This is a genomic window from Sphingomonas sp. (genome assembly GCF_964263785.1).
GTDB lineage: Bacteria > Pseudomonadota > Alphaproteobacteria > Sphingomonadales > Sphingomonadaceae > Sphingomonas.
Window position 1 is genome coordinate 35,488 of sequence record NZ_CAXVWL010000121.1, and the last position, 13,519, is coordinate 49,006.

The window sequence follows — 13,519 nt, forward strand, 5'->3', positions numbered from 1 at the left end:
AACCTTTTTGCATGTGGCGAAACGGCAACAGTTTTGCAGTTGGCGGCGGACGCGGTATAGCTGCCGGCAATGGCCGATGACCTCTTCGCCTCCACATCCGGAATCTCGCCCGCACCGTCTTCCAGCTACGACGCGTCGTCGATCGAAGTCCTCGAGGGACTCGAGCCCGTCCGCCGCCGCCCCGGCATGTACGTCGGTGGCACCGACGAGCGCGCGCTCCACCATCTCGCCGCCGAGGTGATCGACAACGCGATGGACGAAGCGGTCGCGGGCCATGCGACGCGGATCGAGGTGACGCTGGAGCCCGGCAACCGGCTGACCGTCGTGGACAACGGCCGTGGCATCCCGGTCGATCCGCACCCCAAGTTTCCCAACAAGTCGGCGCTGGAGGTCATCCTCTCCACCCTCCATTCGGGCGGCAAGTTCGCAGGGAAAGCCTATGCGACGTCCGGCGGACTGCACGGGGTCGGCGTGTCGGTGGTCAACGCGCTCTCGTCGGATACTGTCGTCGAGGTCGCGCGAGACCGCAGATTGTACCGCCAGCGCTTCTCGCGCGGGGTCACGATGGGCGCGCTGGAGGAACTCGGCCACACGCCCAACCGCCGCGGTACCTCGGTCGCCTTCATTCCCGATTCCGAGATTTTCGGTCCCGAACTGTTGTTCAAGCCTGCACGGCTGTACCGCCTAGCGCGCTCCAAGGCGTATCTGTTCGCGGGCGTGGAAATCCGCTGGAAGTGTGCGCCCGAGCTCATTGCCGACGACACGCCCGCCGAGGCGGTGTTCCAGTTCCCCGGCGGGCTCGGCGATCATCTGCGCGAACAGATCGGCGACCGCGAATGCGCGACCAGCGACTTCTTCGCCGGGACTCAGGACTTTCCCGGCACGGCGATGGGCCGGGTCGAATGGGCGGTGGCCTGGCCATTGTGGAGCGACGGCAGCTTCAGCTGGTATTGCAACACCATTCCAACGCCGGACGGCGGCACCCACGAGCAGGGGCTCAGGCAGGCGCTCGTCCGCGGGCTCCGCGCCTTTGCCGATCTGGTGAAGGACAAGCGCGCGAAGGATTTGAGCGCGGACGACGTGATGGTCGGGGCTGAGCTGATGCTGTCGGTCTTCATCCGCGAACCGCAATTCCAGAGCCAGACCAAGGATCGGCTGACCAGTCCCGAGGCGGCGGGGCTCGTCGAGCGCGCCGTCCGCGACCATTTCGATCATTTCCTTGCGTCTCACATGGATCGCGGCAAGGCGCTGCTCGGCTATGTGCTGGAGCGGATGGACGACCGCCTGCGCCGCAAGCAGGAGCGCGAGGTCAAGCGCAAGACGGCGACCTCGGGCCGCAAGTTGCGGCTGCCCGGCAAGCTGACCGATTGCTCGACCGACGATCCCAAGGGCACCGAGATCTTCATCGTCGAGGGCGATTCGGCGGGCGGCTCCGCCAAGCAGGCGCGGGACCGCAAGACGCAGGCGATCCTGCCCATCCGCGGCAAGATCCTGAACGTCGCCAGCGCGACCAGCGCCAAGATCGCGGCAAACAGCGAGATCGCCGACCTGATCCAGGCGCTGGGATGCGGCACCCGCAAGGACTGCAACCCCGATCTGCTGCGCTACGAACGCGTCGTCATCATGACCGACGCCGATGTCGACGGCGCGCACATCGCGACGCTCTTGATGACGTTCTTTTTCCAGGAAATGCCCGAACTCGTCCGCCGCGGCCACCTCCACCTCGCGCAACCGCCGCTGTATCGGCTGACCGCGGGGGCGAAATCGCTTTACGCGATGGACGAGGCCGAGCGCGAGAAGATCGAACGCGGCGTGTTCAAGGGCAGACACGTCGACGTCGCGCGCTTCAAGGGGCTGGGCGAGATGAACCCCCAGCAATTGCGCGAAACGACGATGGACCCCGCCAAACGCAGCATGCTCCGCATCACCCTGCCGCAGGAATATGAGGAGCGGGCAGGGGTGAGGGACCTAGTCGACCGCCTGATGGGCACCAACCCCGCACACCGCTTCGCCTTCATCCAGGAGAATGCGGCGCGGGTGGAGGACGAGGCGATCGACGCTTGACGCGTTGATGATCGCGTCGGCATCATTACTATCGGTGCATGGACATCAACATTGAAGATTGGCCTGTTGCGGTGTTCGTTGATCGGTACCGCGGCGTGTATAGCGGGGGCGCTTGGTTTGCCGTGCGTAACGCAGATGCGCTAGTAAATGAAACATCCCGTGCAGCTTGGGTAATGCGTGACGGCCCTTGTGGCGGCGACGTCGAGGCCGCGGAGTTCTGGGCAAATCCGCCGGGCTGGATCGCTGTCGGAAGGACACCAGATCAAGCCGTCACGAACCTAAACCTAGCTGCGTCATCGCGACTATCTACGGTGAAGAGTGGATTTCTGGCCTGAAAGCCAGAAGCTTGAAGAAATTGCAGAGTACAGCGTATTGGTGGTGCCCGTCGTGGCTGGCCAGGGCACCACCAGCAGTCATCAGAGCTTCTTCATCTGGTTGGCAATCGTCGTCTCAGCCCGAGTGATCTGCGCGTCAGCTTTGCCCCGATAACTTGCCGCTGTAGCGCTGTCGCCGCGTGCAGCAGCTCTATTAGCGATCTCGTCACAACGTCCGGCGCTTGAGATTGCGCTATCGATGAACCCTATGGCTTGCTTGAACGTGTCCTTCACGAATGGCTCCTTATGAGAGGAGGCGCGAAGCTATCATCTCTTTGCGAAGGCGCAAGCGAGATAGCCGAGAGCCGCGGCAGTTAAACTATTTTGATCGTTCCCCCGATGAAGTCTCTAAGTCCGCCCAGCACCGACCCTTCGCCCCGGTTCCCCCCGCCACGCGATCCCGCAGCCGCCAGCATCCGCCCGGCAAGCCGTGAGAAGGGCACCGACTGAATCCACACCGTCCCCGGGCCCCGCAGCCGGGCGAAGAACACGCCTTCGCCGCCGCCGATCATCGACTTGATCCCGCCGATGCTGACCAGGTCCAAGTCGACGCCCGGCGTGTAGGCGGCGAGTCAGCCCGTATCGACGTGGAGTTCCTCGCTACTCCGTAACCAGCGTGCCGTCCAAGTCACCGAGCCGGATCGGCGGGATCGCGCCGGGCTCCGCCGCGGCCAAGGCGACCCGTGCCTTACCGTGCCTCTGATGCGTGAGGCCCGTGATAAACAGGCTCTCCCCGTCACCGGCCGCTTGCCCGCGCCGAGCAGCTTGCCCATGAAGCCGCCGCCCTGGTCCGCCGATCCGTTGCCAAACACCGTCGTCATCTCGATATTGGCGTCCTTACAGACGAACGCGCCGGCTTCAGCGATCGCGCTCTCGTCGGTGTCGAGCTCGATCTCGACGAACTGGAGCTCCTGCCCTCGGGCTCGAAGCCGATGTCGTCGGCAACGCCCGCGCTGCGTATGTGGGACTAGGGGTGGCTTGACACGGATCGCCCTCCTCGATTTCAGATGTGTGTTGGCAAGGCAACACACTACAGAGGCGCAACCGTGTTGACCCGGTCGAGGGCGCGCCGTTATGGGAAGGCTCGGGCGGCCCATCGGTCGCCCTTCTCGTTTGGAGGAAGGAACCGCTCGTGCCGATCACCCCATTGATGCCCGTCTATCCGCGGTGCGGGGTGCGTCCGGTGCGAGGGCAGGGCGTGTACCTCTACGGCGAGGACGGCGCGCAATATCTCGATTTCGCCAGCGGCATCGCGGTCAACGCGCTCGGCCACGCCCACCCCGCGCTGACGAAGGCGATCGCCGACCAGGCCGCGACGCTGATGCACGTGTCCAACCTTTACGGCAGCCCGCAGGGCGAGCATCTGGCGCAGCGGCTGGTCGATGCGACCTTTGCCGACACCGTGTTCTTCACCAATTCGGGCGCGGAGGCGGTGGAATGCGCGATCAAGACCGCACGCCGCTATCATTTCGCCAATGGCCATCCTGAGCGCAACACGCTCATCACCTTCGACACCGCGTTTCACGGGCGGACGCTGGGCGCAATCTCGGCGACCAACCAGGCCAAGATGCGCGATGGGTTCGAGCCGCTGCTGCCCGGCTTCAAATACGCGACGTTCAACGATCTGGACGGTGCGCTGGCGATGATCGACGACAGCGTTGCCGGGTTCCTGGTCGAGCCGATCCAGGGCGAAGGCGGCATCCGCGTCGCCACGCCGGAGTTCCTGGCCGGGCTGCGCAAGGCCTGCGACGAGCACGGCCTGCTGCTCGTCCTGGACGAGGTCCAGTGCGGCTACGGCCGGACGGGCAAATTCTTCGCGCACGAACTGTACGGCATCACCCCCGACATCATGTCGGTGGCCAAGGGCATCGGTGGCGGCTTTCCCCTGGGCGCGTGCCTGGCGACCGAGGAAGCCGCCAAGGGCATGGTGTTCGGCACCCACGGGTCGACCTATGGCGGCAACCCGCTGGCGATGGCGGCGGCCGGAGCGGTGCTCGACGTGGTGCTGGCGGACGGCTTCCTGGCGAACGTCGAGGCGATGGGCGCGCGGTTGCGCGCGTCGCTCGAGCAGATGATCCCCAACCACGATCACCTGTTCGATTCGGTGCGCGGCCACGGCCTGATGCTCGGCCTGAAGCTCAAGAGCGACAGCCGCCGCTTCGTCGAACATTGCCGCGACAACTACGGATTGCTGCTGGTGTCGGCGGGCGAGAACGTCGTCCGCATCCTGCCGCCGCTGGTAGTGGACGAGACGCACATCGCCGAATGCGTCGAGAAGCTGAGCGACGCGGCGCGGGTGTATGTGCCGGTGAGCGATGACTAACTCCCTCTCCCTCCGGAAGAGGGAATGGGCCCGCGCCGACGGCGACGGAAGGGTGAGTGCGACGTATCGTTCTTCAGTCGCCCTCACCCTTCCGTCGCTTCGCTCCTCCCTCCCTCTCCCGAAGGGAGAGGAACTGTAATGCGCCATTTCCTGAACCTCGCCGACGCCGGCTCCGATGGCATCGCCGCGATGCTGGCCGACGCGCTCGACCGCAAGGCCGCGCGCACCGGATGGCCCAAGGGCAGGCCCGATGCCGACGCTCCGCTCGCCGGGTACGTCCTCGCGCTGGTGTTCGAGAAGAACTCCACGCGCACCCGCGTGTCGTTCGACATGGCCATCCGCCAGCTCGGCGGCACTTCGATCGTCATGGATGCAGGCACCATGCAACTCGGCCGCGGCGAGAGCGTGGCCGACACGGCGCGGGTGCTGTCGGGCTACGTCGACGCGATCATGATCCGCACCGACGATCATGCCAAGGTCGAGGAAATGGCGCATTACGCGAGCGTGCCCGTCATCAACGGCCTCACCGATGCTTCGCATCCGTGCCAGATCATGGCCGACCTGCTGACCATGATCGAAGCGGGCAAGGCGCTTCCCGGCCTGAAGGTCGCGTGGCTGGGCGACGGCAACAACGTGCTCGCTTCGATCGTCGAAGCGGCGTCGCTGATGCACTTCGACGTCGTCGCGGCCTGCCCGCAAGGATTCGCCCCCGAGGAAGAAGCGATCGTCCGCGCCTCGGGCCGCGCGCGCGTCGTCGCGTCGCCGCGTGAGGCGGTCGAGGACGCCGACATCGTCGTCACCGATACCTGGATCTCGATGGGCCAAGCGCATGCCGAGACCAAGCTAGCGGCGCTCGCGCCGTATCAGGTCGACGCCGCACTGATGGCGCTCGCCAAGCCGGACGCGAAGTTCCTCCACTGCCTCCCCGCCCACCGCGGCGAGGAAGTGACGCCCGAGGTCATCGACGGGCCGCAATCGTTGATCTGGGCGGAGGCGGAGAACCGGCTGCACGCGCAGAAATCCATCCTGCGCTGGTGCTTCGGCCAGATCGGATGAAGTCCCTTTCCCGCTCGTGCTGAGCGAAGTCGAAGCACCTGAGTCCCATGCCCTTCGACTTCGCTCAGGGCGAACGATGGGGTAGTGCCAGCAGGACGTTGAACCTGCGCAGCCGGAACCCATATCGCCCGAGCATGTCTACAGAAACTATCGAAATCGACCAGGCGCTGGGCTTCGCCATCCCGTCGCGCAGCGCCCGCGGCCGACTCGTTCGCCTCGGGCCCACGCTCGACACCGTGCTCGCCGCGCACGCCTATCCACCCGCGATCGAGGCGCTGCTTGCCGAGGCGCTGACCCTCGTCGCGCTGGTCGGATCGACGCTGAAGGATGCGGCGGGCCAGCTGACGATGCAGACCCGCACCGAGAACGGCGTCGTTCAGCTGCTCGTCTGCGACTATCGCGGCGGCGAGCTGCGCGGATACATCCAGTACGACGCCGACAAACTGGCTGCCGCGCCCGAGCAGCCGACGCTGTTCGCGCTGTTCGGGCAGGGGTATCTCGCGATCACCTTCGATCTCGAAACCACCGGCGGGCGCTATCAGGGCATTGTGCCGCTCGACGGCGAGACGCTGGCGCAAGCGGTCGAGAGCTATTTCGTTCAGTCCGAGCAGATCCCGACGCTGGTGCGGATCGGCGTGCGGCGCGGTACCGACGGGCGCCATGTCGCAGGCGGGCTGTTCCTCCAGCACCTGCCCGAGGGCGAGGACGGGCGCGAACGGCTCCATACCCGGCTCGACCATCCCGCATGGGAGCATGTCCAGGCGCTGGGATCGACGATGGGGGTCGACGAGCTCGCCGACGCCGCGCTGCCGCTGGAGACGCTGGTCTGGCGGCTGTTCAACGAGGAGCAGGACGTCCGCGTTCTCGCGCGCACCACGCTGGCGCGCGGATGCCGGTGCACGCCCGATCACGTCGCATCGGTGCTCGCCAAGTTCTCGGACGACGATCGGCGGTCGATGGCAGACGATAACGGTGTTATCGAGGTCGACTGCGCTTTTTGTGCGACCAAGTTCCCGATACCTTCCTGAGCCGCCGCTCGTCTATTCCTTACACAAACGTATGTTCTTTCTTTATATTGGTTTATTTGTACCCGGCACCCTGGTTTCTTTGATGATCTGTTAACGCTCGTGCGCTATGGGCGCAGGACGTGCTTCTCTTCGGCACGGTTTTCTCCCTTGATGGGCGGCAACGCTCGTACTGGGCCGCTTTCGGGCGGCCCTTCTTTTGCGGGCCTTGCAGGGTGCCTCGGCATTGCGGTCCAGCCCAGTCTGGCCTAGCGCGCCGACGATCATGTCAACATCCCAACCGCTCGTCGTCGCGCTCGTCTCGGGCGGGCTCGACTCCATGGTCGCTGCCGCGATGATGCGGAGCCGTGGCCACCGGCTGCTCGCGCTGTCGATCAACTACAACCAGCGCCACCAGATCGAGATCGCCGCCGCGCGGCGCGTCGCGCACATGCTCGACGCCGAGCGTCACATCGTGCTGCCGCTCGACTTGTCGACCTTCGGTGGATCGGCGCTGACCGCCGATATCGCGGTGCCCAAGGACGGGGTGGGAGAGGGCATCCCGGTTACCTACGTGCCCGCGCGCAACACCATCTTTCTCAGCCTGGCGCTCGGCTGGGCCGAGGCGGCGGGCGCGCGCGACCTGTGCATCGGCGTCAACGCGCTCGATTACTCGGGCTATCCCGACTGTCGCTCGGAATTCATCGCCGGGTTCGAGACGCTTGCCGAACTGGCGACCAAAGCCGGCGTGGAGGGCGAGCGCTTTCGCGTCCACGCGCCGCTGCAAGCGATGACCAAGGCGCAGATCGTGCTGGAGGGTACACGGTTAGGCCTCGACATGGGGCTCAGCTGGTCGTGCTACGATCCGACCCCTGAAGGGCTGCATTGCGGCGCCTGCGACAGCTGCCGGTTGCGCGCGAAGGGGTTCGTCGAGGCGGGCGTCGCCGATCCGACGCGCTACGCCGCCTGAGATGGCCTATGCGGTCAAGGAAATGTTCCTGACGCTTCAGGGCGAGGGGGTGAATGCGGGCACCCGCGCGGTGTTCGTGCGCTTTGCCGGCTGCAACCTGTGGTCGGGGCGCGAGCGCGACCGCGCAACCGCGGTGTGCCGCTTCTGCGACACCGACTTCGTCGGCACCGACGGTGAGGGCGGCGGGCGTTTCGTCGATGCCGCGACCCTCGTCGCGTCGGTGGAAGGGCATTGGGGGGAGGGGCGCGATCACCGCTTCGTCGTACTGACGGGGGGCGAGCCGATGCTTCAGGTCGACGACGCGCTCGTCTTGGCGCTCCACGCCGCAGGCTTTCGGATCGCGATCGAGAGCAACGGCACGCTTGCCGTCCACCCCGGCATAGATTGGGTGTGCATCAGCCCCAAGGCGGGGGCCGACGTGGTCCAGACGCGCGGCGACGAATTGAAGCTGGTGTGGCCGCAGGCGGGCATCGACCTCGACACCGTCGAACGCTGGGATTTCGCGCACCGGCTCATCCAGCCGCTCGACGATGCCGATGCGGCGGCGAACCACCGCGACGCGATGGCACTGGTGATGGCGCGGCCGTGGTGGCGCTTGACGCTGCAGACCCACAAGCTTCTGGGGATACGATAGGCTCGGCCTACCGCGCCGCCATCCCGACGCCCACCGGCGGCCAGTTCTGCGCGCCGCACTTCTTGGTCACCCATTCGCCCTTCTTGTTCCAGCAGATCGCCTCCAGCCGGGGAACCGGGGTCGCCACGGTGCTGAGCCGCATGTAGCGCGGGAACATCTGCTCGCCGTAGGGCACCAAGCTATTGCGCAATTCGCGCATCCGCGTTTCGGCCAGCTCACCGAAATGGCCGCGCGGGGTGAACACCGCGTCGCGCCCGATCATGTGCGCGGTCTCACAGAAATTGCGTTGCGCGGCCACTGTGGCGAACGCGGAATAGGTGCGCGTGCCATATTGGTCGAGCGCGGACTGCCCCGCCGCCTTGGTCTTGGCGGTCCGGATGAAATATTTTGTGAGCGTGTCGAAGGCACCCTTCAGCTCGGGCCCGTGATCGAGCAGGATGCCGTTGTAGTGACCGACGGTCAGCAGGGTCGGCTCGAATTGGCATTGCAGCGCGGCGACGTTGAGCGCCGCGCGCATCGTCCACACCAGTCCTGCGCGCCGCTCCGCGTCGGTCGCGCCCGGCAGGGGCAGCGCAATGCCGGGTTCGTCGCCCTTCACCGGCGTGCCCGCCATTTCCTTTGGCTGGAGATAGAATTGCGCGGTGGCCGGCATTGCGGCCAAAACCGCCGCTGCCAGAGCGCATCCCCCCAAGACGTTACGCACAACCCTCATCCCACCGTCCCCGAAAAGCCCAGGCCCGTGATTCTACGGCCTTTTCGACTCGGGCCCAAACGCTTTTTTAACCACGATGCGACGAAGCGCTTCGTCGCATCGCCCGGGACAGCATCCGTGGTGCGCCCCAAAAGCAAAGGGCCACCCGGGTCGATGCGTCCGGCAAAGTCATGCTTTGCCGAGCGCTCGCCCGAGCGGCCCTTGCCCGAAAACCGGGCCCAGCAACGCCGGGCCCGTGCTTCGATGTGCGATTACATCGCGTTCGTGGTCGTCGTGGTGTTCGACATCATCATGGTGTCGTTGCCGCCCGACATCATGCCGCTGTCGTTCGCCATCATGCCACCGTTCGACGCGCCATCGACGGCGGTCATGTTGTCGGTCATGGTGTCCATGCCCTCGGTGGCGTTCATGTCGGTGACCATCGTGTTCTCGGTCGTGGTGTCGGTCTTGGGACCGCAAGCCGAAACCGCCAGAGCGGCGCCCGCGATCATCGAACCGGTCAGAACCTTGGAAATCAGTGCACGCATCGGAAGCTCCCTAGATAGAGGATTTGGAAAAGGCCTCGCTGGCCCCGTTAAAGCCCCAAATCAACGTGGACATTAAACGACTCGGGGGTTGCCCTCAAGCCTCGTTTTTCAGCGGGCAAGAAAGAGTTTGCAGGAATGCCGGAACCGTTGCGGCGAGCGCGGCGTCCAGTGCTGCCATGTCGCCGGCGCCGGTCAGCCGCGCGATGCTCGTCACGGCGAAATCCGGCAGTCCGCACGGCACGATGCCGCCGAAATGCGTCAGGTCGGGGGCGACGTTGACCGCGAAGCCGTGCAGCGTCACCCAGCGCCGCACCCGGACTCCGATCGCACCGATCTTGGCTTCCTTCCCGTCATCCACCGTCCAGATGCCGACCCGCCCCTCGGCGCGAAACGCCGCGATGCCGAGGCGTGCGAGCGCAGCGATCACCCAGCCTTCGAGCGCATGGACGTAGCCGCGCACGTCCTTGCCGCGCCGCGCCAGGTCGAGCACCGGATACCCCACCCGCTGCCCCGGCCCGTGATAGGTGTACCGCCCGCCGCGCCCGCTGGCGAACACCGGAAAGCGCGCTTCGATCAGCTCGGCGGGGTCGGCACTCGTCCCCGCGGTGTAGAGCGGCGGGTGCTCGACCAACCAGATCAACTCGCGTGCCTCCCGCGCCAGCACGGCCGCGGCGCGCGCCTCCATCGTCGCGAGCGCTTGGCGGTAGGGCACAAGCCGCGGCTCCACGCGCCAGTCGATATCGGCAAGATCGGGCGGGTTCGGCACGGACGACGCTCTCGCGCAGCACGGCCGCGCTGGCAAGCCGGCACGCGGTGCGTTAGGTGCCGCGCAAGCGAACGGGGGTCGGCATGGTTTCGATGAGCAATGTGTGGGATCGGGCGATGGACGTCGTGCGCGGGCGCACCGGCGTGCTCGCGAGTATCGCGGCGTCGACGCTGTTCTTGCCCGCGCTGGTGCGCGATGCGGTCACGCTGCTGCTGACGCCGGGCTCGACCGGCTTCGCGCTGGCGGGTGGCCTGCTCGCGATCGTCGCCGCGCTCATCGCTTTGTGGGGCCAATTGGCGCTGCTGGCAGTCGCCACCGATCCCGCGACCACCCACGCCGATGCGACCCGCCAGGCGACCGCTCGCTTCCCGGTGGCGCTGGCAGTCACGATCGTCGCGATCCTGGTCGTGATGATGCTGTTGGTGCCGGTCGGGGTCGTCGTCGGCCTGTCGGGCGCAGACTTCACCGCAATGGGGACGCGCGGAACGCTGCCCGACATCGGTGGCGGCACCGCCGCGTTCCTCGCACTCTATGCGCTGGCGCTGCTGATCGCCGGCTTGCTGATCGGCGTGCGGCTGGTGCTGACCAATGCCGTCGTGCTCAACGAACGCCGCGGCCTCGGCGCATTCCGTCGCTCGTGGGAGCTGACCCGCGGACTGACGTGGCGGCTCGTCGGGGTGGTCCTGCTCTATCTGGTCGTCATCGGAGTAGCGGTCAGTGCCGCGCAGTTCATCACCGGTGCGGTGTTCGGCCTGCTGCTCGACAGCTCCGCCACCGTCGCCTTCCTGGCCGCCGCCGCCGCGGGCGTGGTGACGACGATCTTCTCCGTCATCGCCGCCGCTTTCACCGCGCAGCTCTACGTCGCGGTGACGCAGCGAGGGGTGGCGGCGGTTTTCGCATGACGCTCGATCTCGCCGCGATCCTGCGCCATGTCCGCGCGCTGTGGCGGCGCGACCGGGCGATCCTGTCGCCGGTGTCGGCGCTGCTGGTCTTCCTGCCGCAATATGCGCTGCTGCTGCTTGTCCCACCGATGCCTGCCGGTGCGCCGGGTACGGGCGTGGAGACGTGGGCCCAGGCGCTCGAGCCCTGGATCGCGGCCTATGGCGGCTGGTACGTTGCTGCCACGCTCGTCGGCCAATATGGTGCGCTCGCGATCGTCTCGCTCTACGCTGCGCCTACGCGCGCGACCGGTGCGGCGCTGGCGCGCGCCGCGCTGCTGTTCCCCCGCGCGTTCCTCGCCACGGCGCTGGTGTCGCTGCCCTGCGGAGTTGTGGCGCTGATCGCGCTCTCGATCCCGTTCGCGCCGGTCGTCGTGCTGCCCGCCATCGTCTACGTCCTCGCCCGCACCGTGCTGATCGGCCCGGTGGTGATCGGCGAACGCGGCACCGGCGCGGTGACTGCGATCGCGCGCAGCTGGCGATCCACCCGCGGCCACGGGCTGGCGATCGGGCTGCTGGTCGGCGCGGCGATGGTCGGCGGGCAGGTGCTCGGCGCATCGGTGATCGCCGCCGAGCACGGCGTTCGCGCCGGCACCTTCGCCAACCCGGTGCTGCTCGCGATGATCGACGCCGCCGCCGCCGGGGTGGCGTGGGTGGCAGCACTCGTACTCGCACTCGCCCAGGTCGCGCTCTACCGGCGGCTCGCCAGATAGGGCGTTTGCGGTGCCGCGTCGGGCGGCAGCAGTCCCAGCGCGCGCGGATCGGGGAAGGTCTCCAGCGTGCGCGCCGTCGCCGCGAACCCTTGCGCGCGATAGAAGCCGAGCGCCGACGGATGATCCAGCGTACAGGTGTTCACCCGCACCCGGACGACCCCCGCGGTCCAGGCCCGTGCCAGCGTTTCGGCCATCAGCCATCGCCCGTGCCCGTGCCCGGCCAATTCGGGCACCAGCCCGAAATAGGCGATGTCGCAATCGCCTGCGGTTCGGACGTCGAGCTCGACCATGCCCACTTCGATTCCCGCGCGATCCACCACCGCGAACACCGAGACGCGCGGGTGGTGGACGATTCGCACGAGTGCGGCATCGTCGAGCGCGAGGCGCGAATACCAGAGCCACCGCGCGCCGACCCGCCGGAACAGCGCGCGATATCGCTCCGGCGCAGGTCGCTGCCATGTCACCAGCCGCAGCGGGGAGGCGGGAAGGGGCCTCAAGGCCGGTCGCTGCGTCATCTCGAGCGAGGTCACCACCGTCGCGACATGATCCGCCGCGACCGGCGTCAGTCCCATGTCGCAACCGGGGGCAGGCTCATCAGGATCGCGTCGATGTTGCCCCCGGTCTTCAGCCCGAACAGCGTGCCGCGGTCGTAGACCAGGTTGAACTCGGCGTAGCGCCCCCGCCATGCCCGCATCGCCGCGATGTCGGCCTCGTCGAACGGATCGTGCATGCGCCGCCGCACGATTCGCGGATAGGCGTCGACAAACGCCTCGCCGACATCGCGCACGAACGCGAAGTCGGCATCGAACCCGCTCTCCAAGTGATCGAAGAAAATGCCACCGACGCCGCGGTGGACCTGGCGATGCGGCAGCCAAAAATACGCGTCCGCCCACGCCTTGAACTTGGGGTAATACTCCGCGTCATGGGCGTCGCACACGCGTTGCAACGTTGCGTGGAAATCGGCGGTGTCCTCGGCCACCGGCAGCGGCGGATTGAGGTCGGCGCCGCCACCGAACCAGCGCTTGGTCGTGACCAGATAGCGGCAGTTCATGTGCACCGCGGGGACGTGCGGATTGGCCATGTGCGCGACCAGGCTGATCCCGGTCGCGAAGAACGCCGGGTTCTCGCCGGCGCCATGAATCGACCTGGCGAAGTCGCCCTCGAACGTGCCGCCGACGGTCGATACGTTGACCCCGACCTTCTCGAACACCCGCCCCTTCATCACCCCGCGCACGCCGCCGCCGCCCGGCTCTCCCGAGGGATCGACGCGGTCCCAGGAGAGATAGTCGAACGCGGCGTCCGACCCGGCCTCGCGCTCGATGCCCTCGAAGACGGCGCAAATCCGCGTCCGCAGCGATTCGAACCAGGTGCGTGCGGCGGCTTGTTGCGGGTCGAGCGGGTGCATGGGGAAAGGCTTACGCAAGCCGCGAGCCCACCG

General features: G+C 66.9%; 14 protein-coding genes and 1 pseudogene. 8 read left to right on the forward strand and 7 right to left on the reverse strand.

Annotated features, from left to right (window positions below; genetic code table 11):
• Positions 1-69: 69 nt before the first annotated feature.
• Positions 70-2,064, forward strand: coding sequence for a DNA topoisomerase IV subunit B (parE, locus tag ACE5C1_RS15920; protein WP_374945051.1), 1,995 nt, complete (start codon positions 70-72; stop codon positions 2,062-2,064).
• Between the two features lie 416 nt (positions 2,065-2,480).
• Here parE and ACE5C1_RS15925 read toward each other — a convergent pair whose 3' ends face one another.
• Both ACE5C1_RS15925 and ACE5C1_RS15930 read right to left on the reverse strand, forming a co-directional pair.
• Entirely contained in the window at positions 2,481-2,672 is a 192-nt protein-coding gene (locus ACE5C1_RS15925) for a hypothetical protein (protein ID WP_374945052.1), read from the reverse strand.
• Between the two features lie 80 nt (positions 2,673-2,752).
• Positions 2,753-3,399, reverse strand: a pseudogene (locus ACE5C1_RS15930) (AIM24 family protein).
• Positions 3,400-3,570: 171 nt separating this feature from the next.
• Between ACE5C1_RS15930 and ACE5C1_RS15935 the strand changes: the two are divergent.
• The 5 genes from ACE5C1_RS15935 to queE all read left to right on the forward strand — a co-directional run bounded on the left by ACE5C1_RS15935 (position 3,571) and on the right by queE (position 8,425).
• Complete coding sequence (locus ACE5C1_RS15935) at positions 3,571-4,761, forward strand: aspartate aminotransferase family protein (RefSeq protein ID WP_374945053.1); 1,191 nt, start codon at positions 3,571-3,573, stop codon at positions 4,759-4,761.
• A gap of 138 nt (positions 4,762-4,899) precedes the next feature.
• A complete protein-coding gene (gene argF, locus ACE5C1_RS15940) occupies positions 4,900-5,817 on the forward strand; it encodes an ornithine carbamoyltransferase (RefSeq protein ID WP_374945054.1) in 918 nt (305 codons plus the stop codon).
• A 134-nt stretch (positions 5,818-5,951) separates the two neighbouring features.
• On the forward strand, positions 5,952-6,845 hold the full coding sequence (locus tag ACE5C1_RS15945) for an Hsp33 family molecular chaperone HslO (RefSeq protein WP_374945055.1): 894 nt from the start codon (positions 5,952-5,954) through the stop codon (positions 6,843-6,845).
• 262 nt (positions 6,846-7,107) lie between these two features.
• A complete protein-coding gene (gene queC, locus ACE5C1_RS15950) occupies positions 7,108-7,791 on the forward strand; it encodes a 7-cyano-7-deazaguanine synthase QueC (protein WP_374945056.1) in 684 nt (227 codons plus the stop codon).
• A 1-nt stretch (position 7,792) separates the two neighbouring features.
• On the forward strand, positions 7,793-8,425 hold the full coding sequence (gene queE, locus ACE5C1_RS15955; RefSeq protein ID WP_374945057.1) for a 7-carboxy-7-deazaguanine synthase: 633 nt from the start codon (positions 7,793-7,795) through the stop codon (positions 8,423-8,425).
• Between the two features lie 7 nt (positions 8,426-8,432).
• Here queE and ACE5C1_RS15960 read toward each other — a convergent pair whose 3' ends face one another.
• The 3 genes from ACE5C1_RS15960 to lipB all read right to left on the reverse strand — a co-directional run bounded on the left by ACE5C1_RS15960 (position 8,433) and on the right by lipB (position 10,430).
• Entirely contained in the window at positions 8,433-9,077 is a 645-nt protein-coding gene (locus ACE5C1_RS15960) for a hypothetical protein (RefSeq protein ID WP_374945058.1), read from the reverse strand.
• A gap of 311 nt (positions 9,078-9,388) precedes the next feature.
• Entirely contained in the window at positions 9,389-9,664 is a 276-nt protein-coding gene (locus tag ACE5C1_RS15965) for a hypothetical protein (RefSeq protein WP_374945059.1), read from the reverse strand.
• A 94-nt stretch (positions 9,665-9,758) separates the two neighbouring features.
• Positions 9,759-10,430 carry a lipoyl(octanoyl) transferase LipB gene (gene lipB, locus ACE5C1_RS15970; RefSeq protein WP_374945060.1) on the reverse strand — a complete coding sequence of 224 codons (672 nt, stop codon included), beginning with the start codon at positions 10,428-10,430 and terminating at the stop codon, positions 9,759-9,761.
• An 83-nt stretch (positions 10,431-10,513) separates the two neighbouring features.
• Here lipB and ACE5C1_RS15975 point away from each other — a divergent pair, with 83 nt between their 5' ends.
• Together ACE5C1_RS15975 and ACE5C1_RS15980 are read left to right on the forward strand one after the other, a co-directional pair.
• Positions 10,514-11,332, forward strand: a complete 819-nt coding sequence (locus ACE5C1_RS15975; protein ID WP_374945061.1) for a glycerophosphoryl diester phosphodiesterase membrane domain-containing protein — start codon at positions 10,514-10,516, stop codon at positions 11,330-11,332.
• A complete protein-coding gene (locus tag ACE5C1_RS15980) occupies positions 11,329-12,081 on the forward strand; it encodes a hypothetical protein (protein ID WP_374945062.1) in 753 nt (250 codons plus the stop codon). The genes ACE5C1_RS15975 and ACE5C1_RS15980 overlap by 4 nt, the downstream gene beginning before the upstream one ends.
• On the opposite strand, the gene ACE5C1_RS15985 is transcribed toward ACE5C1_RS15980, so the two are convergent.
• Positions 12,060-12,653: a GNAT family N-acetyltransferase gene (locus tag ACE5C1_RS15985; protein ID WP_374945063.1), complete on the reverse strand. Its 594-nt coding sequence runs from the start codon at positions 12,651-12,653 to the stop codon at positions 12,060-12,062. The genes ACE5C1_RS15980 and ACE5C1_RS15985 overlap by 22 nt on opposite strands.
• On the reverse strand, positions 12,644-13,486 hold the full coding sequence (gene hemF / locus ACE5C1_RS15990) for an oxygen-dependent coproporphyrinogen oxidase (protein WP_374945064.1): 843 nt from the start codon (positions 13,484-13,486) through the stop codon (positions 12,644-12,646). Before hemF ends, ACE5C1_RS15985 begins: the two co-directional genes overlap by 10 nt.
• Positions 13,487-13,519 lie beyond the last annotated feature (33 nt).